Here is a 23,796-nt window from a genome sequence, read left to right on the forward strand (position 1 = left end):
GGAGGCGACGATGACCCGGCCGACATTGCCCAAAGTGTTGCCGCTGCTGCTGGCGCTGCTGTGCTGGCTCGTCGCCGGCGCCGCCCGCGCCGATTCGCCGATCACGCTGTTCAAGAGCTTCGCCGGCAACGTCAGTTTCACCGGCACGCAGAAGACCTTGCGCACCGCCAGCAATGCCTCCAACCCGTGCAGCATCGGCAGCTCGGTGACGATGCAGTTGCGCGGCATCCCCAGCGGCGCCGCCATCCTGAACGCGCAACTGTACTGGGCCGGCTCCAGCTCCACGCCGGACTATGCCGTCACCTTCGACGGCACCGCCGTCTCGGCGCCGAGCAACCGGCGCTACACCACCAACTCGGTCGGCTACGACTTCTTCTCCGGCGCGGTGGACGTGACGGCGCAGGTGCAGGCCAAGGGTAACGCCGACTACACCGCCGGCGATCTGACGATCAACAGCGGCGCGCCATATTGCGCGGTGGAGGGGGTGTTGGGCGGCTTCCAGCTGCTGGTGGTGTACTCGCAATCGAACGAAACCTTCCGCGTGCTGAACTTGTACGAGGGCTTCCAGTACATCCGCAGCTCCGGCGTGACGCTGACGCTGAGTAACTTCAAGATCCCGACCCCGATCGGCAGCCTGACCGGCAAGATCGGCCACATCACGTGGGAAGGCGACAGCTCGCTGTCGGGTGGCGGCGAGATACTGCAGTACAACGGCGTCGAGATGACGGACGCGCTGAATCCGTCCGGCAACCAGTTCAACTCGATCAGCAACATCAACAACGACAGCGCCTCGTACGGCATCGACTTCGACGCCTACACGGTCTCGTCGCCGACCATCCAGGCCGGCCAGACCTCGGCGCGCAGCGACTACAAGTCCGGCTCCGACCTGGTGCTGATGAACGCCGAGGTGATCGCCGCGCCCAACGTGCCGGCGGCCGACCGCGCGATTTCGATGACGCTCAGCAGCCCACTGGTGCCTTCGCAAAACAGCAACTACCTGATCAGCGTCAGCAACAACGGCCCGCTGACCGAGGGCGGTCCGGTGACGGTGGCGGTGGCCTTGCCGTCGGCGCTGATCTACGCCGGCGCCACCGGCACCGGCTGGAGTTGCAGCCCGGCCGGCCAGACCATCATGTGCACCTACAGCGGCAGCATGGCCGCCAACACCACATTGCCGTTGATCACGCTGCGCGTGACGGTGGCCGCCGCCGCGAACGGCCTGGTCACGACCAGCGCGGCGGTCGGCGGCGCGCTGTTCGATTACTACGACGGCAACGACACCTCGACCGTCAGCTCGCAAATCGGGGCGGCGGCGTTCACGCCGAGTTACTACTTCACCGACAGCAAATGCGTCAACGCGGAACCGTTCTACAGCGCGGCGCAAACCTGCAAGCCGATCGACTTCACCGGCCAGCAATATCTGGCGAACAAGGACATCGAGATGTACCTGACCTTCGTGGTCGGCAACGTGCCGACCGCGCTGTCGAACTCGGACACCACGCTGAAGATCAAGTACGCGCTGTCCTGCTACGACCCGGCGCAGGACGCGGGCGTGCGCGCCACCTTCAAGACCAAGAGCAGCGGCGCCGTCACCACGCTGCCGCTGTGCGCCAAGTCGGGCGCGCTGCCGGCGCAAAGTTCCAGCGTCTGGAGCGGCCTGACCGATGTGCTGATCAAGGCCGGCCAGACCACCTCGGACGAGGTCTACCTGTTCCACTACGCCGACGTCGGCCGCATCGAGTTCCTCACCAGCGACAACACGGCGCGCCTGGGCACGTCGGGACCGTTCGTCGAAAGGCCGGTGCAACTGACGCTGAGCGGACCCGCCGCCAACAAGGCCGGCAGCCCGGCCGCCATCACCGACCCGGTGTTCGTGACCGCCGGCACCTCCTTCCAGATGTCCGTCATCGCGCTGATGTACGGGCTGCCGGCCTTGCCGGCGCCGAATTTTGGCAAGGAAAGCTCGCCGGTGCAGATCAAGCTGACCCCGCTGCCGGCGCGCGATTCCAGCGGCAGCCGCTTCGCCGACATGATGGTCGACCCGGCGGCGCCGGACGCCGAGTTGACGCTGGCCGGAACGCTCGGCGCCTTCAGCGGCGGCATCGCCAGCGGCAGTTTCGTCTACGCCGACGTCGGTACGCTGGAAGTGACCGCCGCCATCATGCCGCCGGCCCCCGGCGTCAAGGGCAGCTACCTCGGCACCGGCGATATCCAGAACGCGGTGCTCAATATCGGCCGTTTCGTGCCGGATCATTTCGATACCGTCATCACCACGCCGCCCATGACCTGCGATCCGGCCGGCATGACCTGTCCGGCCAACGCGCCGGGCATGGCGTATTCCGGCCAGTCGTTCACGGTGCAGGTGTTGCCGCGAAATACGCTCAGCAAGACAACGCTGAACTACCGCGGCATCTTCGCGCGCGGCGTGACGCTGTCGGCCTACTCGGCGCCGGGCACCACCACCACCGTCAATCCGCCGGCGTCGCCGAGCGGCTCGGTGTTGAGCGCGAACAGCATCGCCAGCAGCGCCTTTGTCCGAAGCGCGGACGGGGCCAGCCTCGGTCCGACGGCGCCACCGGTCTACACCTTCCCGCGCATGTTCTCCGGGACGGCGCCGTTTGCCAACAACTGGGTGACGCCGACCGCGATCTATCTGCGCGCCACCGAAACGTCCTCGCCCAACGACGGCGTGACTTCGCTGCGCAGCAGTCCGGTCGAGGCGGGCATCATGATAGTCACCGGCCGCATGCTGGTGCCGAACGCCTACGGCTCGTCACAGCTACCGCTGTTGTTGAACCTGTCGGCCCAATACTACGGCCAGACCGTGGTCAACGGCGTGACCACGGCCGCCTGGCGCACCAATGCCGCCGACAGCGTCACCAAGGTGACGCCGTCGTCCGGCATGCTGTTCTCCAGTTGCGCGCTGGCTTGCCCGACCATACTCGATGGGGCGGAGAGGACGCTGGCGGCCGGCGCCGCCAAGGTGTCGCTGAAGGCGGGCAGCACCACCGGCAAGAGCGGCGGCAGCGCGGTGCTCAATCCGTGGCCGTACCTGCCGAGCACCATCGGGCGGGTGACCTTCGGCGTCTACCGCAGTCCGCTGATTTTCTTACGGGAAGTGTATTGATTCCGCCTCATTTTATTTTCGTTGTGCAAATTAAGCGCAAAAAGTTGGGGCCATGCACTTAATTGCCCCAAAACAGTAGTGAAACTTGAATATAATCAACGATATGCGGCCGACATTGAAAGCCGCGCTTAATCATTCGAGACATTCGGCATGGGTTTATTTGGAAAAGCGGGTAAGAGCGAAGGATGGCTGGCCATCGCCATGGTCGCCGACGGCGTCCAGGCGGCGGTGGTGCAGCGGCGTCCGGGCGCGCTGCCGCTGGTGCGGCTGGCCGTGTCGTATCCCGGCGGCGCCGAGCAGAACGGCGCCAGCCTGGCCAAGCTCGGCCGCGAGCTGCACGCGGACCGCTATCGCTGCACCAGCCTGCTCGGCGCCGGCGCCTACCAGTTGCTGATGGTCGAAGCGCCGAATGTTCCAGCCGACGAAATGAAGACCGCGCTCGGCTGGCGCGTCAAGGACATGATCGACTTTCCGCTTGAAGACGCGACCATCGACATGGCGCTGCTGCCGCCGCCGGCCAGCGCCGGCGCTTCCCACAGCCGCCAGGCGTTCGCGGTGGCCGCGCGCAACGGTCCGATCGAGCAGCACCAGCGGCTGTTCGCCGACAGCAAGATTCCGCTGGAGGCGATCGATATCGGTGAAATGGCGCAACGGAATATCTCGGCGATGCTGGAGCCGGAGGGGCGCGGCGTGGCGTTGCTGGCGTTCGACCAGGACGGCGGTCTGCTGACCGTGAGCTTCCAGGGCGAACTGTATCTGGCGCGCCGCATCGATGTGCCACTGTCGCAGCTGATGGATCCGGACGCGGAGCGCCTGCAGCAGGCGCACGACCGCATCACGCTGGAATTGCAGCGCTCGCTGGACCACTTTGAGCGGCAGTTCCATTTTGTCGCCGTGGCCAAGCTGGTGCTGGCGCCGGTCGGTGACGGCAAGCTGCTCGCTTATCTGAGCAGCAATCTGTATCTGCCGGTCGAGCAGCTCGACCTGGCCAAGGTGCTGGACCTGAGCGAAGCGGAGCACCTGCGCGACGCTGTCGCCCAGAACAGCTTCCTGGCGACGCTGGGCGCCGCCTTGCGCGAAGAGGAACGCAAGGCATGAGCCAACAAATCAACCTGTTCAACCCGCGCTTTCAGCGGCAGAAGAACTATTTTTCCACCACCATGCTGGCGTCGGCGTTGGGCGGGGTGCTGGCGGTGGTGGTCTTGACCAGCCTGGTGGTGAGCCAACAGACCGCCGCGCTCAGCGCCGAGGCGGCGCAGGTCAAGGCCGACTTGACTGTGCGCGAGACGCGCAAGACCACCGTCGTGGCCGCCTTCGTGCCGCGCCGTAAAAGCGAGACGCTGCAGCAGGAGGTGGATCAAGCCGGCCTGCAACTGCGCAACCTGCAGCAGGTCGCGGGCTTGCTGGAACAGGGGAAACCGGCCGATACGCCCGGTTATTCGGCCTACTTCCAGGCGCTGGCGCGCAAGCGCGTCGACGGCCTGTGGCTGACCGGCGTGACCATCCATGGCAGCGGCCACAGCATCGGCCTGCAGGGCAGGGCGCTGAAGGCCGGCTTGTTGCCCGGCTATCTGGACGGTCTGGCCGGGGAGGCGGTGTTGCGCGGTAAAAGCTTCGGCCGGCTGGAGATGAGCGAACCCAAGCCGGAAGCGCTGGGAACGGCGCAGGCCGCACAAACCACAGCGGCGCCGGCGCCGGCGCCGACGCCGCGCTACGTGGAATTCAGCCTGCAATCGGCCCCGGTCGAGCACGCTGCGGGAGGGCGGCCATGAAACAATATTGGATCAAGCTGGACCAGTGGGCGATGGCGCTCAGTTTGCGCGAGCGGCTGATGGCGTTCGGCGCCGCCGGCGCGGTGCTGGTGTTCCTGGCCTATCAACTGGTGCTCGAACCCGGTTGGGCCAAGCAGCGCGCCATGCGCGACATGATGCAGCAGCAGCGCGCCCAGGTCGCCGCGATCGAAGGTGAACTGGCGCAGCTGGATGCGGCGTCCAGCCTGGACCCGGACAAGGAATTGCGCCAGCGCCTGCTGCGATTGCAGGAGGACAGCGCGGCCTTGCGTGTCTCGCTGCGGACCGCGCAAAAAGGCATGGTCGCGCCAGAAAAGATGAGCCCGCTGTTGCAGCAGATGGTGCAGGGCCACGGCAAGCTGCGCTTGGTGTCGCTGAAGACCATGCCGCCGCAAGGCATGGTCGATGGGCAGTTCCCGGCTTCCGCTGGCGACGAGCCCGCCGCCACGCCGACGCCCGCCGTCGCCGCGACGGTGCCGACGCCTCTGGCCGCCGTGCTTGCCGCGCCGGCTCCGGCCGCAGCCGGGGCCACGCCCGCGCTCGCGCCGGCCGCGCCGCCGCAACCGTCGCTGCTGTTCCGCCACGGCGTGCAGCTGGTGCTGGAAGGCAGCTACCCGGACATGGTCAATTATTTGCAGGCGCTGGAACACATGCCGACCCGGCTGTTCTGGGGCGGCGCCGCGCTCGATGCGCAAAAATACCCGCAGGCGCGGCTGACGCTGACGCTGTACACCTTGAGCCTGGACCAAAAATGGATAGCGCTGTGAACCGCGTGCTGATCGCCGTGCTGCTGGCCTTGCCGCCGCTGGCGCAGGCGCAATTGGCCGATCCGACCCGGCCGCCGGCCGCATTTTCGTCGCCGCAGCAGCTGGGCGCGGATGGCGAGGCATCCGGGCCGCGTCTGCAATCGATCTTGATCGGCCGCACTCCCGGCGGACGCCGCGTGGCGGTGATCGACGGCGTCACCCTGCGCGAAGGCGGCAAGGTGGGCGGCGCCGTGCTGACGCGCATTAACGAAACCTCGGTGGTGCTGCGGCGAGGCAAAAATCTGGAAACCCTGACCTTGTTTCCTGTACCGGCCAAGGCCGCTGAACCGACAGGGAAACCCTAGATGACAACCCATGAAAACCACATGATGCACACCACGATCCGACGCCTGGCATTGCTGTGCGCCTGCGCCAGCCTGGCCGCTTGCCAGTCGCAAGCGCCGCGCGACACCTACGACACCATCGGCCAGCAAGTCAAGGCGGCGGCGGCCCAGGCCAAGTCGCAGCCGGCCACCGACGCGGCGGTGCAGGCGGCGTTGCTGCCGCCGGTCAGCAGCATGGCGGCCGAACTGCCGAAGGCGCGCGCGGTCATGGAGGAGCGCTTCAACGTGTCCTTCAACCAGGTGCCGGTGCAACAGTTCTTCAACTCCATCGCCACCGGCACCCGCTACAACATGCTGGTCCACCCGGACGTCAGCGGCGTGATCACCGCCAACCTGAAGGACGTGACGCTGTTCGAGGCGCTGGACGCCGTGCGCGAAATGTACGGCTACGACTACAAGGTCGAAGGCACGCGCATCTACATCCGCCCGCTGACCATGCAGAGCCGTATCTTCCAGGTCAATTACCTGAGCGCGACGCGCAAGGGTTCGTCCAATGTGCGGGTGTCGTCGACGTCGGTGAACACGGTCGGCTCGACCACCTCCGGCCAGACCGGCAACGGCAGCAACGGCCAGAACAACCAGCCGCAGCAGCCGCAGCCGGGCCAGCAGGTCACCACCACGCTGGACGACGCCAGCAACGTCAAGACGTCCTCGTCCAGCGATTTCTGGTCCGAGCTCAAGGAGGCGCTGGTGGCCCTGGTCGGCGGCGTCGGCGACGGCCGCAGCGTGGTCATCAGCCCGCAGTCGGGCGTGGTCGTGGTGCGCGCCTTGCCTGAGCAGTTGCGCAGCGTCGAGCAGTATCTGAAGGCGACCCGGCTGGCGGTCGAGCGCCAGGTCATCCTGGAGGCGAAGATTCTCGAGGTGCAGCTGAACAGCGGCTACCAGAGCGGCATCAACTGGGCCTCGTTCGGCTCGTTCGGCAGCGGCAGTAAAAAACTGTCGACCGGCTTTATCGCGCCGGGCACCGGATTGTCGCCGCTGACGCCGGCCGGAGCGGCGACTTCGATGACCAGCGGCGGCACCATCGGCATCACGGCCACGCCGAGCCTGTCGCTGGCGAACGCGGCCAACAATGCCGGCTCGCTGTTCGGCCTGGCGTTCCAGACCAGTAATTTCGCCGCGATGATTTCCTTCCTGGAGTCGCAAGGCTCGGTGCACGTGCTGTCGAGCCCGCGTATCGCGACCATGAACAACCAGAAGGCCGTGCTGAAGATCGGCACCGACGAGTTTTACGTGACCGGCGTCAGCACCACCACCAACTCCAACATCAGCGGCAACACCACCAGCCCGAACGTGACGCTGCAGCCGTTCTTCTCCGGCGTGGTGCTGGACGTGACGCCGCAGATCGATGAAGACGGCAACATCATGCTGCATGTGCACCCGTCGGTCAGCCAGGTGTCGACCATCAACAAAGTGGTCAACCTCGGCAGCGCCGGTTCGCTGCAACTGCCGCTGGCGGCGTCCAGCACTTCGGAAATGGACAGCATGGTGCGCGGCCAGGACGGCCACATCGTCGCCATCGGCGGCCTGATGCGCCAGTCCAGCACCGCCGACACCAGCCAGCTGCCGGGCGCGGGCGACCTGCCGATCGTCGGCGCGCTGTTCCGCAACACCGATCGCGGCACGCAGAAACGCGAGCTGGTGGTGCTGATCAAGCCGAGCATCGTCGATGGCGCGTCCAGCTATGCGCAGGATCTGGAGGATTCCAGCCGCCGCATCGAGCAGCTCGATCCGCGCCGCAACGGGGGAAGCCGCTAAATGTATACGTCGCACTTCGGCTTGGGCGAGATGCCGTTCGGGATCACCCCGGATACCAGCTTTTTCTTCACCAGTCCGCATTCGCAGCAGGCGTTGAACACGCTGCTGGTGGCGGCCCGGAGCGGCGAAGGCTTCATCAAGATCACCGGCGAAGTGGGCACCGGCAAGACGCTGTTGTGCCGTAAATTCATTGCGACCCTGGGCGACGATTTCCACACGGCCTATATTCCCAATCCCTATCTGGAGCCGCGCACGCTGATGCTGGCCCTGGCCGACGAGCTGTCGCTGACGCTGGCGCGCGACGTCGATCAGCATCAGTTGCTGAAGTCGATCACGTTCCGGCTGATGGAGCTGGCGGCGCAGGGCAAGCAGGTGCTGCTGTGCCTGGACGAGGCGCAGGCGATTCCGGTGGAGAGCCTGGAAGCGCTGCGCCTGCTGACCAACCTGGAAACCGAAAAACGCAAGCTGCTGCAGATCGTGCTGTTCGGCCAGCCGGAGCTGAACCAGCATTTGCAGGCCAACTCGATACGTCAATTGGCGCAGCGGATCACCTTCCATTACCATCTGGGGCCGTTGAACCGCGACGACATGGAATATTATCTGGCGCACCGCTTGCGTGTGGCCGGCTACACCGGCAGCCGGCTGTTCAGCCGTGGCGCGCTCGACCGGCTGTTCAAGGCCAGTGGCGGCATTCCAAGGCTGGTCAATATCATGGCCAACAAGGCGCTGATGCTGTGTTTCGGCGAAGGCAAGCAGCAGGTCACGCGGCGGCATGTGAACCTGGCCGCCAACGACACCGTCCCCGGAGGCAAGCATCGGCGCCTGACTTGGCTGGCGGCCGGGGTCAGCGTGCTGATCGCCGCCAGCGGACTGACGTGGGCGTTGACCAGATGAGCCTGATAAATAAAATGCTGCAGGATCTCGACGCGCGCGGCGGCGCCGGCGCGGCGCACGCGCCGGAGTTGAAGGCGGCGCCGCCGGCCGAGCGCCACCGGCAGCCGTTGGTGCTGGCCTGCGGTGGCGCTGCGCTGCTGGCGTTGGCTGCCGGTGGTTGGTATGGCTGGCAATACTGGCAGGGCCACGGCGTGGCGGCTGGTCCGGCGCCTGTTTCAACGCCTGTTTCGGCGCCGAAGCTGGCCGGCCAGCATGTGTCCGGGCAGCCGCCTCTCCAGCAGCCGAATGCCATCGCCGCGTCGCCCGAATCCGCCGTCGCCGCGCCGCATGCGGCCGATTCCGCCGTCGCTGCGCCGCATGCGGCCAATTCTGCCGTCGCTGCGCCGCATGCGGCCGATTACGCTTCGGCATCGCGTGCATCAGCAGCCGCCGCATCGGCCTCGCCAGCGCCCGCCCTCGCTCCAGCAGCGTCGTCATCAGCGTCCGCCGCCGCGCACTCGCCGGCCGCATCGGCGCCCGTCACCGCTCCCTTGCCGGCGACATCGGCACCCGCCGCCGCATCCGACGTCGCGGCGCGGCACGAGCCGGCCTCGGCCGGCGCACCGGAACGGGACGCACGCATGAATTTGCCCGCCATGCCCGGCGCCAAACGCGCGGCGCGCTCGGCTGCAGCAGAGTCGGACACTCCGGACCAGCCGGCGCCGGCGCCAGCTCGCTCGCGCAAGTCCGCCGCGCCCGCCGCCTCGGCCAACGGCGCTGTGAACGACCTGACGCCCAAGCAGATGGCGGAAAACACTTACCGTCGCGGCTTGACCTCGTTGCAGGAAGGCCGCGTCAGCAACGCGCTGACCGACCTGGAGAAAGCGGTGGAAATCGATCCGCGCAACGACGCCGCGCGCCAAACCTACGTCAGCCTGCTGTTGGAAAACAAGCGCAGCGACGACGCCATCCGCCAATTGCGTCTGGCGCTGGGCATCGACCCGCGCCAGCCCAGCCTGGCGATGGTGCTGGCGCGCTTGCAGTTGGAGAAGGGCGGCCCGGCATTGCAGACGCTGTTGACGACCTTGCCGTACGCCGGCAACAACGCCGAATACCACGGCTTCCTGGCCGGCGTGCTGCAACGCGAACAGCGTCACACCGAAGCGGTGCAGCACTATCGCGACGCCTTGAGACTATCGCCGGGCAACGGTGTCTGGTGGATGGGCCTCGGCATTTCCCTGCAGGCCGGACAACATCTGCCGGAAGCGCGCGACGCCTACACCCGCGCCCGCGCAGCCAACGGCCTGACGCCGGAACTGCAAGCCTTCATCGACCGCAAGCTGGAACAGCTGCCGCGCTAAGCATCACAGGCTGGCGCGCGCACCCCAGATCTGCTTCATGCTGAAACGGGTGGACGCCTGGTCTTCGCTGAGCGCCTCGGCGATGCGCCATTCGCCGTCGCTCAGACAGCGCGGCTGGGCCGGCGTCAGCATTGCGCCGGACGGATCGCGCAGCGAGTGCACCTGCAAGCCATTGCTGCAGCCCTGGCGGCGGCTGACCACACCGATACCGCCATCGGCCAGCCGCACCAGGCAGCCCGGCGGAAAGTCGCCGAGCTCGCGTTGGAAATGCTCCAGCAGCTGCGGATCGCACGGCGCCGCCTTGTCCTCGGCCAGATTGCGCATCGCCCGATCCGGCAGCACCGACTTGCGGTAATTGCGCGCCGACACCTGCGCGCAATAGCGGTCCGCCAGGCTGAGCAGCTTGGCGTTCAGCGTCACCTCCGGGCTGGCGACGCCGGCCGGATAACCGCTGCCGTCATCGTTTTCATGGTGCAGCAGCACGCAGGAAATCCATTCCTGGTCCTGCACTCCGGCATATTTGAGCAGATCCGCGCTTTCCTCGGGATGGCTGCGCACGATCGCCAACTCCTCGTTGCTGAGCGGGCTGCTCTTGTTCTGGAAGGACTCGTTGTGGCGCAGCATGCCGACGTTCATGGTCAGCGCGGCGGCGGTCACGGTCTGGATCTCGGCCGCGCTCTTACCCATGCGGCGCGCGATCACCACCGTCACCACGGCGGTCTCGATACAGTGCCGCACCGCGTAGGTGCCGGCGATCTGGCTGAGGAAGATGGTCGCCAGCGCGATGTCCGGATCGAGCTCGACCGCGTGAATGACGTCGCGCGCGATGTCGCGCAGCTCCGCTTCGGCGTTGCGCTCGGTGTGCAGCGTTTGCAGCAGGCGTTCCAGCCGCCGGTTGCTCTGGTTGAGCAGGTTCAGCACCGACGGTGACGCATCGACTTGATTGGTGTCGGACATTTTGCGATCCCGAATTAAACTTTGCCCAGCCGCTCCAGGGCGAGCGCCAGGGTCTCATCTCTTTTAGCGAAGCAGAAGCGGACGATGCCCGACTCCTTGCCTTGCTGGTAGAACGCCGACACCGGAATGGCCGCGACCTTGATTTCGGTGGTCAGCCACTCGGCGAACTCGGCTTCCGTCTGGGTCGAAATTTTATCGTAGCGCACGCACTGGAAATAGGTGCCGTCGGCGGGCATCAATTCAAAGCGCGTGTTTTTCAGGCCGTCGCGGAACAGGTCGCGCTTGCGCTGGTAGAACGCCGGCAGTTCCAGGTACGGCTTCGGATCGGCCATGTAGCTGGCGATGCCGTGCTGCATGGGCGTGTTGATGCTGAATACGTTGTACTGGTGCACCTTGCGGAACTCGGCCGTCAGGCCGGCCGGCGCGGCGACGTAGCCGATCTTCCAGCCGGTGACGTGGTAGGTCTTGCCGAAGCTGGAGACGACAAAGGCGCGCGCCGCCAGTTCCGGGTGGCGGCATACCGATTCGTGCCGCTGGCCGTCGTAGACCATGTGTTCGTAGACCTCGTCCGACAGGATCAGCACCTCGGTGCCGCGCACGATGTCGGCCAGCGCCTGCATGTCGGCGGCGCGCAGCACGCTGCCGGTTGGATTGTGCGGGGTGTTGATAATGATCAGGCGGGTCTTGCCGTTGACGGCGGCCGCGACCTTGGACCACGGCACGCTATAGCCATCGGCGCCGAGCTCCATCTCCACCGACACCGGCACGCCGCCGGCCAGCGTCACCGCCGGCACGTAGCTGTCGTAGACCGGCTCGATGACGATCACCTCGTCGCCCGGATGGACGCAACACAGGATGGCCGTGGTCAGCGCCTGGGTGGCGCCGGCGGTCACGGTGATCTCGGTGTTGACGTCGTAGCGGTGGCCGTAGATGGCGGCGACCTTGTCGACGATGGCCTGACGCAGCACCGGCGCGCCGTGCATCATCGGGTATTGGTTGAAGTCGGCCTGCATGGCGTCGTTGACGGCCTGCAGCAGGCTGCGCTCGCAGCCGAAGTCGGGGAAGCCCTGGCCGAGGTTGACGGCGCCGGCTTGCGCCGCCAACGTCGACATGCGGGTGAAAACGGTGGTCCCGACGGCCGGCAGGCGGCTGGTGAGGACCGGGGTGACCGGATCGGTGCTCGGCGTGTTGTTGCGGCTGTTCATGGCGACTTGGTAGTGGACAGAGAGCCTATTCTAGCGCAGGCCACCGGCTTGGTGTTGCCTTGATGCTCATTCCGCTTCGAGCGACCACGCCTCCGGCACCATCACCTTGAACATGCCGGCCTTGGCCAGGCGCCGCGCCAGTTTCAGCAGCGCCTTGTCCTTGGTGATCAGCACATCGGCGTTGGCGTCGCGCGCCAGTTCGAGGAATTTCTGATCGTCCTTGTCGGTGCAGACCGGCAGCCGCACGCCCGATTCCGGCGGCGACACCACTTGAATCAGCTGGTCGAAGCGGGCGGACGCCAGCGGACGGCTGTCGTCGTCCAGCGGCAGGTGCTTGTAGTGCAGCACGATATTGTATTCGTCGCGGCAATCGGCGCGGGTGATGGCCTCGACCGCGCCGCTCTCGATGGCGCCCAGCAGTTCGCCCCAGCGCGGATCCTTGAAGACGAACAGGTCGAGGCAAACATTGGTGTCGATGACGATGCGTTTCTTAGGAACAGGTATCATGTGGGAAATCTTGTAAATGTTTTTGGAATCTTATGCTGATAGTGCTTTCGCCCGCAAAAAGTCTCGACCTCGACACCCCGCCGACCACCAAGCTGCACACTCAACCGTCTTTTCTCGACCACTCCGAACAGCTGATCGGCCGTCTGCGCGAATTTTCGCCGGTGCAGATCGGCGAGCTGATGGACCTGTCCGATAATCTGTCTGCGCTCAACGTCGCCCGTTATGCGTCGTGGAGCAAGGATACTTCCGAAGGCCGCCAGGCCGTGATGGCCTTCAACGGCGACGTCTACGGCGGCCTCGACGCGCGCTCGCTGAAACCGGCGCAGCTGGCCTACGCGCAATCGCGCATCCGCATCCTGTCCGGTTTGTACGGCATGCTGCGGCCGTTGGACCTGATCCACCCGCACCGGCTGGAAATGGGCACCCGCCTGAGCAACCCGCGCGGCAAGGATCTGTACGCGTTCTGGGGCGAAACCATCACCCGGGCGCTGAACCAGCACGCGAGCGAGCAGGGCGCCGAAACGCTGGTCAACCTGGCGTCCGAGGAGTATTTCAAGTCGGTCAAACCCAAGCTGCTGGACGTGCCGGTGATCACGCCGCAGTTCGAGGACTGGAAAAACGGCAAGTACAAAATCATCTCGTTCTACGCCAAGCGCGCGCGCGGGCTGATGGCGCGCTACGCGGCGGTCAAGGGCATCACCGATCCGTTGAAGCTGAAGAAATTCAACCTCGACGGCTATGCCTTCGACAAGAAGGATTCGGACGACAAGACCTGGATTTTCCGCCGTAAAGTGGCCGAGTAAAACCGTGTAAATAATAAAAAACCGGGACCTGGGTCCCGGTTTTAGCTCAGTTTCAGCTTAGTTCCAGAGTTTCCACCAGTGACGCTCGGCCTTTTTGCCTTCGTCCAGGAACTTGCTGGATGGGTAGTTCAGCTTGAATACGCGCATCGTATCGTCGCGCAATTCGGTCATGCCCAGCTTGTCGTAGCTGCGGATCATGATGAACAGCGCCTCTTCGATCGCCGGCGAGTCGCGGTAATCGTTCATGATGCCCATGGCGCGGTTGGCGGCAGCCAGATAGGCGCCGCGACGGTAGTAATAGCGCGCCACGTGCACTTCATACGACGCCATCGCGTTCAGCAGATAACGCATACGGTCCAGCGAATCCGGCGTATACTTGCTGTTTGGGAACTTGACCACCAGTTCCTTGAACGCCGCATACGCTTCGCGCGTCGCTTTCGGGTCGCGTTCGGTGGCGTCCTGCTCGTAGATGAAGTTCAGGAAGCCGATCTGGTCGTTGAAGCTGACCAGGCCGCGCAGGTAGTACATGTAATCGACATTGGCGTGGTTCGGGTGCAGCTTGATGAAGCGCTCGACCGCCGCCAGGGCCTGGGCCTGATCCTGCGATTTGTAGTAGGCGTAGGCGATTTGCAGCTGCGCCTGCTGGGCGTAGGTGCCGAACGGATAGCTCGATTCCAGCTTTTCATACAACTGAATTGCACGTTCGTAGTGCTGACCTTCGAGTTCTTCGGTCGCCTCCGAGTATAATTTCGTAGCGCTCCAACCTTTCGTCTCGTCGGCTTTCTCAGAGAAAATGCCGCAAGCGGACAAACTAAGCAGAACAAACGTTGCTGCGACTACTGATAATTTTTTTTGCATATTGTTTTGCAAGAAGCTGTTTAACCAAAGTTTTACGAGGCTATTATAGCCGATAGGATTACCGTGATATTAACTGCAAAGCCGAATTCGGCCGAATCTTCCTCCGATCATGACACCGATACCGACCTGCTGGTTGCACAGGACGGCGATTTTGGCGACGAGGACGACGGCCTGGCTCCGATCGAACTGGAACTGACCCCTGAAGCCTGCGGCCAGCGCCTCGATAAAGTGATCTCCGGACTGGTACCGCAATTTTCCCGCGGCCGCCTGCAGATGTGGATCACCGACGGCTTCGTCACCGTCGACGGCAAACCGGCGAAAAGCACCAAGGACACCGTCTACGGCGACGAGAAGATCGTCATTCTGCCCCAACCGGCGCCGGAAGACGAGGCTTTTAAACCGGAGCCGATGGAACTTAACATCGTTTACGAAGACGAACACCTGATCGTGATCAACAAACCGGCCGGGCTGGTGGTCCATCCGGGCGCCGGTAACTGGTCCGGCACGCTGCTCAACGGCCTGCTGCACCACTATCCGCCGCTGGCCGGCGTGCCGCGCGCCGGCATCGTGCACCGGCTGGACAAGGACACCAGCGGCCTGATGGTGGTCGGCAAGAACCTGCCGGCGCAGACCGACCTGGTGCGCCAGCTGGCCGCGCGCACCGTCAAACGTGAATATTTTGCCGTGGTGTGGGGCATGCCGCGCGTCAGCGGCACCATCGACGCCTCGATGGGCCGCCATCCGAAGGACCGCATCAAGATGGCGGTGTCGACCGGCATGGGCTCGAAGCCGGCCATCACCCACTATCAGGTGCTGGGCGGCGGCAAGCTGGGCGAGGGCCGTCCGGTGACGCTAGTGCAATGCCGCCTGGAAACGGGCCGCACCCACCAGATCCGCGTGCACATGATGTCGATCGGCTTCCCGCTGGTCGGCGACACCACTTACGGCAAGCAGCACCTGGCCGATTATTTCCCGCGCCAGGCGTTGCAAGCGCGTCGCCTGGGGCTGGTGCATCCGGCCACCGGCGAGCCGTGCGAGTGGACGGTGCCGCTGGCCGACGACTTCGCCGCGTTGTTGGCCCGCGCCGGCATCGAGGAACCGGAACAAATCTGATGTCGATCCAGCCGCAATGGTTGATTCCGCACTGGCCCGGCTTGCCGGCCAATGTCGGCGTGCTGTCGACCACGCGGCGCGGCGGCGTCAGCCCCGCGCCGTATGACGACGGCATGGGCAGCGGCGGCCTGAACCTGGGCACCCACGTCGGCGACCAGCCTCACATGGTGGCGCAAAACCGCTCCATCCTGACCGAGCAGCTGCCGGGCGTGCCGGCCTGGCTGTCGCAGGTGCACGGCACGGCGGTGGTCGACCTGGCCAGAGTGGCGCCGCAGCAGGTGCCGGAGGCCGACGCCAGCCTCAGCACCATCGCCGGCAAGGTCTGCGTCATCATGACCGCCGACTGCCTGCCGGTGCTGTTCTGCGACCGCGAGGGCAAGACCGTGGCGGCCGCGCACGCCGGCTGGCGCGGGCTGGCGAACGGCGTGCTGGAGCGGACGGTGGAAGCGATGCGGGCCGCCGGCGCCGGCGAATTGATGGCGTGGATGGGACCGGCGATCGGCCAGTACCAGTTCGAGGTCGGGCCGGACGTGATGCAGGCCTTCCTGGCCGGCGCCGTCGACGATTCCGGCGTACGGCATGTGACGGCGGCGTTTTCGCCCATCGAAGGCAAACCGGGCAAGCAGTTGTGCGACATCTACGGCCTGGCGCGCTATCTGCTGCACCGCGCCGGCGTGATGGAGGTGCATGGCGGCGAGTTCTGCACCGTTTCCAATTCCGGCCGGTTTTACTCCTTCCGCCGCGACGGCGTCACTGGACGACAAGCCAGTTTGATCTGGATCAAATGAAGCGGGCCGGAGCGGGCTTAGTCTCCGTCTTCGGCGGCCGCTTTCCTGGCCTCGTGCGCCGCCAATTCCTCGGCGCGGCGGCGGGCCTTGCGCTTTCCCGTCCCCGCTATGTACAGTAGGGTCCCGAGCGGTAGCGCGCAATAGAACAAAAACGTTACAATTCCCGCAATGATGGACGGTTCGGTCAGCGCCATCAGGCCGACCACATAGATCCAGGCAATAGCAACAATCAGCATCAGCAGCCCAAGTAAAGATATTCAAACTATTTTTAGGGAATCACACATGAATTTGCCCGATCCTCAAGCCATTGCCAACGCCTGGATGTCGCAGATGAGCGATCCCGGCCAGTGGCAGTCCTGGTTCAGCATGGCGCCGCCGGCCGAAGCCAACCCGCTGGCCGCCATGATGCAGGATGTCGGCGCCGGCGTGAAGCCGGACGCGATGGAAAAGCTGAAAAACCAGTACATGGATGACTTTGCCGGCCTGTGGCAGGACTTCCTCGCGGGCAAACGCCCGGACCTGCACGACCGCCGTTTCAGTTCGGCGGCCTGGCAGGGCAACCCGATGTCGTCCTTCAACGCCGCATCATACCTGCTGAACGCCAAATTCCTGAACGCCATGGTCGACACGGTCGAGACCACGCCGCAGCAAAAGCAGAAGATCCGCTTCGCCGTGCAGCAGATCGTCGACGCGATGTCGCCCGCCAACTTCCTCGCCACCAATCCGGAAGCGCAGCAAAAGTTGATCGAAACCAAAGGCGAGAGCCTGACCAAAGGCATGGCCAACATGCTGGCCGACATGAACAAGGGGCATATCTCGCTGTCGGACGAATCCGCGTTCGAGGTGGGTCGCAACCTGGCCATGACGCCGGGCACGGTGGTGTACGAGACGCCGCTGTACCAGCTGATCCAATACACGCCGACCACGCCGACGGTGCACCAGCGGCCACTGCTGATGGTGCCGCCGTGCATCAACAAATATTACATCCTCGACCTGCAGCCGGAAAACTCGCTGGTGCGCTATGCGGTGGAGCAGGGCAACACGGTGTTCATGGTGTCGTGGAGCAATCCGGATCAATCGCTGGCCGGGACCACCTGGGACGACTATGTCGAGAAGGGCGTCATCGACGCCATCCGCGTGACGCAGGATATCAGCGGGCAGGAGCAGCTGAACATGTTCGGCTTCTGCGTCGGCGGGACCATCGTCTCGACCGCGCTGGCGGTGTTGGCGGCGCGCGGCGAGCAGCCGGCCTCCAGCCTGACCTTGCTGACCACCTTCCTCGACTTCAACGACACCGGCGTGCTGGACGTGTTCGTCGACGAGGCGCAGGTGTCGATGCGCGAGCAGCAGCTCAAGGGCGGCGGACTGATGCCGGGCCGCGACCTGGCCAGCACCTTCTCCAGCCTGCGCCCGAACGACCTGGTGTGGAACTACGTGCAGTCCAACTACCTGAAAGGCAACGAACCACCGCCGTTCGACCTACTGTACTGGAACTCGGACAGCACCAATCTGCCGGGGCCGATGTTCTGCTGGTATCTGCGCAACACCTACCTCGAAAACAAGCTGAAGACCGGCGAACTGACGGTGGCCGGCGAGAAGATCGACCTCACGCGGATCCAGGCACCGGCCTTCATCTACGGCTCGCGCGAGGACCACATCGTGCCGTGGCCGTCGGCGTTCGACTCGCTGGCCATCCTCAACCCCGGCAAGCCGAAAGCCAACCGCTTCGTGCTGGGCGCATCGGGCCACATCGCGGGCGTGATCAACTCGCCGGCCAAGAACAAGCGCAGCTACTGGACCAACGACGGCGGCAAGGCCAAGGGCGCCGACGCCTGGCTGGCCGGGGCGAAGGAAAGTCCTGGCAGCTGGTGGCCGGAATGGGCCAAGTTCCTGGCCACGCACGGCGGCAAGGACGTCAAGCCCAAGGCCAAGCCGGGCAACGCGCGCTACAAGCCGATCGAGCCGGCGCCGGGGCGCTATGTGAAGGTCAAGGCGGATTGATGCTGTCAGGAAAAGTCGCTGTTTGTTTAGCCATAAAATTGGTTGCGTTGCAATAAATCCTGAAAGTTATATCAGATTGTGCAAGATATGCTTATTCCCCTCTATAATAGGGAATAGTAGGCACGTGGGAAAGCGGACCGAAGTTCGCTTTTTTTTCGAATTGTTAGAGTACGCGCTGCGGCGCAATAAACGGACTTGTGATGAGTAGTGCGAAAAAAAATGCTGACCGCCTGATCAAAAAATACCCGAATCGCCGTCTGTACGACACGCAGACCAGTTCCTATATCACGTTGACGGACGTCAAGCAGCTGGTGCTGGACAACGAGGAGTTCACGGTTGTCGACGCCAAGAGCAATGAAGACCTGAGCCGCAGCATCCTGCTGCAGATCATTCTGGAAGAAGAGGCCAGCGGCGCGCCGATGTTCTCGAGCGACGTGCTGGCGCAGATCATCCGCTTCTACGGCCACGCGATGCAGGGCATGATGGGGTCGTACCTGGAAAAGAACGTCCAGGCATTCACCGACATCCAGCGCAAGTTCACCGGCACCGCCGCCGGCGGCGGTCTGGAGGGCAAGCCCTTCAGCCCGGAAATGTGGACCCAGTTCATGAACGTCCAGGGCCCGATGATGCAGGGCATGATGAACAACTACATCGACCAGAGCAAGAGCCTGTTCGTGCAGATGCAGGAGCAGATGCAAAGCCAGAGCAAGAACTTGTTCGGCACCTTCCCCTTCGTCCCAGGCGTTCCGCCGACGGACAAAAAGTAATTCCGCTACGCAGCTTGATGGTAGCAGAGGGCACAGCCGCTTCGGTCGCTGTGCCTTTTTTGTAGCCAAGTTACAAAAAATCCACAATTCCGTTTGACACCCGAATTTCTTCGGTAGTACTATCGACAACATCGTGTGGAAGCGCTTCCACTTCATGTTAAAGCGAAGGAGTCGTCGTGGTTTTTGAGTCATCAGTTGCATTGGAAGAGGCGTTCTCGCCGCCGGCCGATTCGGTTTTGTGGCGTAAGGATTTCCTGATGGGCGCCGCCACCGCGGCGTATCAGATCGAGGGCGCCGTCGCCGAAGATGGCCGTATTCCGTCGATCTGGGATACTTTCTCTGCGACGCCGGGCAAGACCCTGGCCGGCGATACCGGCGCCGTCGCCTGCGACCACTATCACCGCTGGCAGGACGATGTCGAGCTGCTGGCCAACCTGAACGTCGGCGCGTACCGGCTGTCGATCTCCTGGCCGCGCGTGATGACGCAGGACGGCCAGCCCAACGCCAAGGGCATCGCCTTCTACCGCAATCTGCTGACCGCGTTGCGCGCCAAGGGACTGAAGACCTTCGTCACCCTGTATCACTGGGATCTGCCGCAGCACCTGGAAGACCAGGGCGGCTGGGTTAATCGCGACACCGTCTACCGCTTCGCCGAATATGCCGACATGATCAGCAAGGAGCTGGCCGGCCTGGTCGATGCCTGGGCCACGCTGAACGAGCCCTGGTGCTCCGCCATGCACGGCTACGGCACCGGCCACCACGCGCCCGGCAAGCAGGACGTGGCCTTCGCGACGCAGGCGATGCATCATCTGCTGCTCGGTCATGGCCTGGCGGTGCGACACCTGCGCGCCAACGATCCGGCGGCGCAGGTGGGCATCGTCGCCAACGTCGGTCGCGGCACCAGCACCGACAGCGGCGCGGCCGGCCAGCGCGCCGCCTGGCTGTTCGAGCTGCAGCACAATAACTGGATCCTCGATCCGCTGTTGAAGAAGTCCTATCCGACCGCGCTGTGGGAGTTGTGGCCCGGCGCCGAGCCGTCCGTCCAGCAGGGCGACATGGACATCATCGGCGCGCCGCTCGATTTCCTGGGCATTAATTACTACTTCCGCACCAACGTCGTCAGCGACGGCAAGCATGGCTACCTCGAAGTCGATCTGGAGGGCGTGGAGCGCACGCAGATGGGCTGGGAGGTTTATCCGGATGGCCTGCGGCATCTGCTGGTCGGCTTCCACCGCGACTACCCGAACCTGCCGCCGATCTACATCACCGAGAACGGCATGGCCACCGACGATGAAGTGGTCGACGACGACGTCAACGACCGCCAGCGCATCTCCTTCCTGAATCGCCACCTGGCGGCGGTGGACCAGGCGGTGAAGGCCGGGGTCGATGTGCGCGGCTACTTTATCTGGTCGCTGATGGACAACTTCGAATGGGCCTTTGGTTATGAGCGCCGTTTCGGTATTATCCATGTCGACTACGCCACGCAGAAACGCACACTGAAACGCAGCGCCAAGCTGGTGACGCAATTTTTGGCCGAGAGATCCGCAAAAAGTTAAACTTCAGGCAAAGCTATCCGAATAAAATGGGCGCTCGACGCCCAAGGGAGACAGAATGTACAAGGCCAAAAAGCTGGGCAGCGCGATCGCGCTGGCCCTGGCGGCATGCGGCGCGGCCCATGCGCAAGCACCCGCGCCGGCAGGCGCGCCGTTGAAAGCCACCGTGATCCACTGGTGGACTTCGGGCGGCGAGTCGCAGGCGGTCAAGCAGTTCGCGGAAGCCTATAACAAGGCCGGCGGCCAGTGGATCGACCAGGCCGTGGCCGGCGCCGATCAATCGCGCGCCACCACCATCAACCGCATCGTCGGCGGCAATGCGCCGACCGCCGCGCAGTTCAACACCTCCAAGCAGTTCCGCGACTTCGTTGAACAGGGCTTGCTGAACAACGTCGACGACGTGGCCATCGCCGGCAAGTGGGAACAGCTGATGCCGCCGTCGATACTGGAAGCGATCAAGATCAATGGCCACTTCTACGCGGCGCCGGTCGACATCCATATGCCGGCATGGTTCTTTTATTCGAAGGCCGCCTACAAAAAAGCCGGCATCGCCAACGAACCGCAGACCTGGGACGAGTTCCTCGCGCAGCTGGCCAAGCTGAAAGCGGTCGGCGTGGTGCCGCTGGCCTTCGGCGGCCAAGTGTGGCAGGAGAAGATCACCTTCGACGCCATCTTCGCCATGGTCGGCGGCGCCGACCTGTATCTGCGGGTCTACCGCGACCGTGACCAGAAGGCCGTGATGTCGCCGGCCTTCAAGCAGGTGCTGGTCGACTTCAAGAAGCTGAAGGGCTTTGTCGATGCCGGTTCGCCGGGCCGCAACTGGAACGATGCGACCGCGATGGTCGTCAGCGGCAAGGCCGGCGTGCAGATCATGGGCGACTGGGCCAAGGGCGAGTTCGCGGCGGCCAAGCAGGTCGCGGGCAAGGACTTCGGTTGCTTCCCCGGCTTCGGTCCGAAGGCGCCGTACATCGTCGCCGGCGACGCTTTCGTCTTCCCGAAAACCGCCAACGCCACCACCATCAAGGCGCAGAAGCTGCTCGCCACCACCATCACGTCGCCGGCCGCGCAAGTGGCCTTCGCCGCGCGCAAGGGTGCGATTCCGATCCGCGGCGACGTCGATGAGTCGCAGCTGGACATCTGCGCCCGCCAGGGCCTGGCGATCATGAAGGACAAGTCGCGCCAGCTGCCGAACACCGAGATGCTGGCGTCGCCCGACACCACCGGCGCCCTGCAGGATGTGCTGACCAGCTACTGGAACAAGAACCAGTCGCCGGACGATGCGCAGAAGGCCTTCGCGCGCGCGCTGAAGGATCAATAAGCCATGGCCAAGAAGCGTCAAAGCGTCTCCATTGCCGCCTACATCGCCATCATCCCGATGGCGCTGACGGTGCTGCTGGCTTACCTGGGCACGATGCTGTGGACCGCGCGCGTCTCGGTCAGCAGCTCGCGCACATTCCCGGCCAGCGATTTCGTCGGCGCGTCGCAGTACATCCGCTTGTTTAACAACGAGCGCTGGCTGCTGTCGTTGCAGAACGTGGCCGTCTACGGCGTGCTGTTCATCGCCGCCTGCCTGATCATCGGCTTCCTGCTGGCGGTGTTCATCGACCAGAAGGTGATGGCCGAAGGCGCGCTGCGCACCATTTTCCTGTATCCGTATGCGATGTCCTTCGTCGCCACCGGCTTGATCTGGCAGTGGATCCTGAATCCGGAGCTGGGCATCCAGGAGGTGCTGCACCAGATGGGCTTCGCCGACGCCAAGTTCGACTGGATCGTCGACCAGGACATGGCGATCTACACCATCGTCATCGCCACCGTGTGGCAGGCTTCCGGCCTGGTGATGGCGCTGATGCTGTCCGGTCTGCGCGGCGTCGACGAGGAATTGTGGAAGGCCGCGCGTATCGACGGCATCCCGCGCTGGCGCGTCTATGTCAGCATCGTGTTGCCGATGCTGGGCGCTTCGGTGTCGACCGCGTTCGTGCTGCTGTTCGTGGCGGTGGTCAAGGTGTTCGATTCGGTGGTGGCGATGACGCAGGGCGGTCCCGGCACCGCCAGCGAAGTGCCGGCCAAGTTCATCATGGATTATCTGTTCGGCCGCGCGAATATCGGCCTGGCGTCGGCGGCGTCGATCGTGCTGCTGTCCACCGTGCTGGCGATCGTCGCGCCGCTGTACTTCGTGCGCAGCCGCCGCGCCGCTAAGGGGGCATGATGGGACAAGTCATCAAACTCGAAAAAGAAGCGGCGGCCGCACGCGCCGCAGCCGCAGCGGCCGCCGCGCATCACGCCGCCGCCAACGACAGCACCATCGCGCCGCCGCCGGTGCGGCGCCGCAAGCTGGCCTGGACGCCGGCTCGCGTCGGCGTCTACGGTTTCCTGATCGTCGCGGCGCTGTTCTTCCTGCTGCCGCTGTATGTGATGCTGATTACCTCGGTCAAGCCGATGGAGGAGATCCGTCTCGGCACGCTGTTCGCGCTGCCGGTCAAGGCCACGCTGGAGCCGTGGCTGCAAGCCTGGTCGTCGGCGTGTACCGGACTGGAATGCGGCGGTATTCGCAGCGGCTTCTGGAATTCGGTCGCCATCGTGGTGCCGAGCACCATCCTGTCGATCGCCATCGGTGCCGTCAACGGCTATGCGCTGTCGTTCTGGCGTCCGCGCGGCGCCGGCGTGCTGTTCGCGATCCTGATGATGGGCGCCTTCATTCCGGTGCAGGTGATGGTGTATCCGCTGGTGCGGGTGCTGGCGTCGGTGAATCTTTTCAGCTCCTTGCCGGGGATTGTGCTGATCCACACCATCTTCGGCATGCCGGTGATGACGCTCTTGTTCCGTAACTATTACGCGGGTCTGCCGATGGAGCTGTTCAAGGCGGCGCGCATCGACGGCGGCGGTTTCTGGCGCATCTTCCTGCAGCTGATGCTGCCGATGTCGACGCCGGTGATCGTGGTCGCGGTCATCATGCAGGTGACGGGCATCTGGAACGACTTCCTACTTGGCCTGGTGTTCGCCGGCTCCGAGCATCTGCCGATGACGGTCCAGCTGAACAACATCATCAACACCACCACCGGCGAGCGCCTGTACAACGTCAACATGGCCGCGACCATCCTGACGTCGCTGGTGCCGCTGGCGCTCTACTTTATCTCCGGCCGCTGGTTCGTGCGCGGCATCGCCTCCGGCGCTGTGAAAGGTTAAAC

General features: G+C 64.4%; 22 protein-coding genes. 17 read left to right on the forward strand and 5 right to left on the reverse strand.

The features are described 5' to 3' along the window. Positions 1 to 10 precede the first annotated feature (10 nt). From GW587_RS10095 to GW587_RS10130, 8 genes are all read left to right on the forward strand, one after another. Positions 11 to 3,127: a DUF6701 domain-containing protein gene (locus GW587_RS10095; protein WP_166101918.1), complete on the forward strand. Its 3,117-nt coding sequence runs from the start codon at positions 11 to 13 to the stop codon at positions 3,125 to 3,127. A gap of 150 nt (positions 3,128 to 3,277) precedes the next feature. Continuing rightward, entirely contained in the window at positions 3,278 to 4,225 is a 948-nt protein-coding gene (locus tag GW587_RS10100) for a type IV pilus biogenesis protein PilM (protein WP_166101920.1), read from the forward strand. Further along, positions 4,222 to 4,899, forward strand: coding sequence for a PilN family protein (locus tag GW587_RS10105; RefSeq protein WP_166101923.1), 678 nt, complete (start codon positions 4,222 to 4,224; stop codon positions 4,897 to 4,899). The genes GW587_RS10100 and GW587_RS10105 overlap by 4 nt, the downstream gene beginning before the upstream one ends. Continuing rightward, the gene (locus GW587_RS10110; protein ID WP_166101924.1) at positions 4,896 to 5,684 is read left to right on the forward strand and encodes a type II secretion system protein M; all 789 of its coding nucleotides are present in this window, start codon (positions 4,896 to 4,898) and stop codon (positions 5,682 to 5,684) included. The genes GW587_RS10105 and GW587_RS10110 overlap by 4 nt, the downstream gene beginning before the upstream one ends. Further along, positions 5,669 to 6,028, forward strand: coding sequence for a general secretion pathway protein GspB (locus GW587_RS10115; RefSeq protein ID WP_166101927.1), 360 nt, complete (start codon positions 5,669 to 5,671; stop codon positions 6,026 to 6,028). Before GW587_RS10110 ends, GW587_RS10115 begins: the two co-directional genes overlap by 16 nt. Beyond that, entirely contained in the window at positions 6,029 to 7,825 is a 1,797-nt protein-coding gene (gene mshL / locus GW587_RS10120) for a pilus (MSHA type) biogenesis protein MshL (RefSeq protein WP_166101930.1), read from the forward strand. After that, positions 7,826 to 8,719 (forward strand): ExeA family protein, encoded by an 894-nt coding sequence (locus GW587_RS10125; protein WP_166101932.1) that lies wholly within the window; start codon positions 7,826 to 7,828, stop codon positions 8,717 to 8,719. Further along, on the forward strand, positions 8,716 to 10,059 hold the full coding sequence (locus GW587_RS10130) for a tetratricopeptide repeat protein (protein ID WP_229259379.1): 1,344 nt from the start codon (positions 8,716 to 8,718) through the stop codon (positions 10,057 to 10,059). The genes GW587_RS10125 and GW587_RS10130 overlap by 4 nt, the downstream gene beginning before the upstream one ends. 3 nt (positions 10,060 to 10,062) lie before the next feature. Here GW587_RS10130 and GW587_RS10135 read toward each other — a convergent pair whose 3' ends face one another. The 3 genes from GW587_RS10135 to GW587_RS10145 all read right to left on the reverse strand — a co-directional run bounded on the left by GW587_RS10135 (position 10,063) and on the right by GW587_RS10145 (position 12,728). Further along, complete coding sequence (locus tag GW587_RS10135) at positions 10,063 to 11,016, reverse strand: HD-GYP domain-containing protein (protein ID WP_166101935.1); 954 nt, start codon at positions 11,014 to 11,016, stop codon at positions 10,063 to 10,065. 14 nt (positions 11,017 to 11,030) lie between these two features. Further along, a complete protein-coding gene (locus GW587_RS10140; RefSeq protein WP_166101938.1) occupies positions 11,031 to 12,221 on the reverse strand; it encodes a pyridoxal phosphate-dependent aminotransferase in 1,191 nt (396 codons plus the stop codon). 66 nt (positions 12,222 to 12,287) lie between these two features. Next, positions 12,288 to 12,728 carry a putative toxin-antitoxin system toxin component, PIN family gene (locus GW587_RS10145; protein ID WP_166101941.1) on the reverse strand — a complete coding sequence of 147 codons (441 nt, stop codon included), beginning with the start codon at positions 12,726 to 12,728 and terminating at the stop codon, positions 12,288 to 12,290. A 32-nt stretch (positions 12,729 to 12,760) separates the two neighbouring features. Between GW587_RS10145 and yaaA the strand changes: the two genes are divergently transcribed. Beyond that, positions 12,761 to 13,531, forward strand: a complete 771-nt coding sequence (yaaA, locus tag GW587_RS10150; protein WP_166101943.1) for a peroxide stress protein YaaA — start codon at positions 12,761 to 12,763, stop codon at positions 13,529 to 13,531. A gap of 57 nt (positions 13,532 to 13,588) precedes the next feature. Here the strand turns inward: yaaA and GW587_RS10155 are convergent, their stop codons facing one another. Then, positions 13,589 to 14,389 (reverse strand): outer membrane protein assembly factor BamD, encoded by an 801-nt coding sequence (locus GW587_RS10155; protein ID WP_166101945.1) that lies wholly within the window; start codon positions 14,387 to 14,389, stop codon positions 13,589 to 13,591. 63 nt (positions 14,390 to 14,452) lie between these two features. Between GW587_RS10155 and GW587_RS10160 the strand changes: the two genes are divergently transcribed. Next, on the forward strand, positions 14,453 to 15,502 hold the full coding sequence (locus GW587_RS10160) for an RluA family pseudouridine synthase (protein ID WP_166101948.1): 1,050 nt from the start codon (positions 14,453 to 14,455) through the stop codon (positions 15,500 to 15,502). After that, a complete protein-coding gene (gene pgeF, locus GW587_RS10165; protein ID WP_166101950.1) occupies positions 15,502 to 16,290 on the forward strand; it encodes a peptidoglycan editing factor PgeF in 789 nt (262 codons plus the stop codon). The genes GW587_RS10160 and pgeF overlap by 1 nt, the downstream gene beginning before the upstream one ends. A 17-nt stretch (positions 16,291 to 16,307) precedes the next feature. On the opposite strand, the gene GW587_RS10170 is transcribed toward pgeF, so the two are convergent. Continuing rightward, a complete protein-coding gene (locus GW587_RS10170) occupies positions 16,308 to 16,526 on the reverse strand; it encodes a hypothetical protein (protein WP_166101953.1) in 219 nt (72 codons plus the stop codon). Positions 16,527 to 16,572: 46 nt separating this feature from the next. Here GW587_RS10170 and phaC point away from each other — a divergent pair, with 46 nt between their 5' ends. The 6 genes from phaC to GW587_RS10200 all read left to right on the forward strand — a co-directional run bounded on the left by phaC (position 16,573) and on the right by GW587_RS10200 (position 23,794). Further along, positions 16,573 to 18,291 (forward strand): class I poly(R)-hydroxyalkanoic acid synthase, encoded by a 1,719-nt coding sequence (gene phaC / locus GW587_RS10175; protein ID WP_166101956.1) that lies wholly within the window; start codon positions 16,573 to 16,575, stop codon positions 18,289 to 18,291. 200 nt (positions 18,292 to 18,491) lie between these two features. Next, positions 18,492 to 19,058, forward strand: coding sequence for a polyhydroxyalkanoate synthesis repressor PhaR (gene phaR, locus GW587_RS10180; protein ID WP_166101960.1), 567 nt, complete (start codon positions 18,492 to 18,494; stop codon positions 19,056 to 19,058). A 176-nt stretch (positions 19,059 to 19,234) separates the two neighbouring features. Beyond that, positions 19,235 to 20,614, forward strand: a complete 1,380-nt coding sequence (locus tag GW587_RS10185; protein WP_166101962.1) for a GH1 family beta-glucosidase — start codon at positions 19,235 to 19,237, stop codon at positions 20,612 to 20,614. A 55-nt stretch (positions 20,615 to 20,669) separates the two neighbouring features. Further along, the gene (locus GW587_RS10190; RefSeq protein ID WP_166101965.1) at positions 20,670 to 21,929 is read left to right on the forward strand and encodes an ABC transporter substrate-binding protein; all 1,260 of its coding nucleotides are present in this window, start codon (positions 20,670 to 20,672) and stop codon (positions 21,927 to 21,929) included. Between the two features lie 3 nt (positions 21,930 to 21,932). Next, positions 21,933 to 22,817: a carbohydrate ABC transporter permease gene (locus GW587_RS10195; protein WP_166101967.1), complete on the forward strand. Its 885-nt coding sequence runs from the start codon at positions 21,933 to 21,935 to the stop codon at positions 22,815 to 22,817. After that, positions 22,814 to 23,794 carry a carbohydrate ABC transporter permease gene (locus GW587_RS10200; RefSeq protein ID WP_229259380.1) on the forward strand — a complete coding sequence of 327 codons (981 nt, stop codon included), beginning with the start codon at positions 22,814 to 22,816 and terminating at the stop codon, positions 23,792 to 23,794. Before GW587_RS10195 ends, GW587_RS10200 begins: the two co-directional genes overlap by 4 nt. Positions 23,795 to 23,796: the final 2 nt, after the last annotated feature.

This window comes from Duganella aceris (assembly GCF_011090165.1).
In the GTDB taxonomy this organism is placed as follows: domain Bacteria; phylum Pseudomonadota; class Gammaproteobacteria; order Burkholderiales; family Burkholderiaceae_D; genus Rugamonas; species Rugamonas aceris.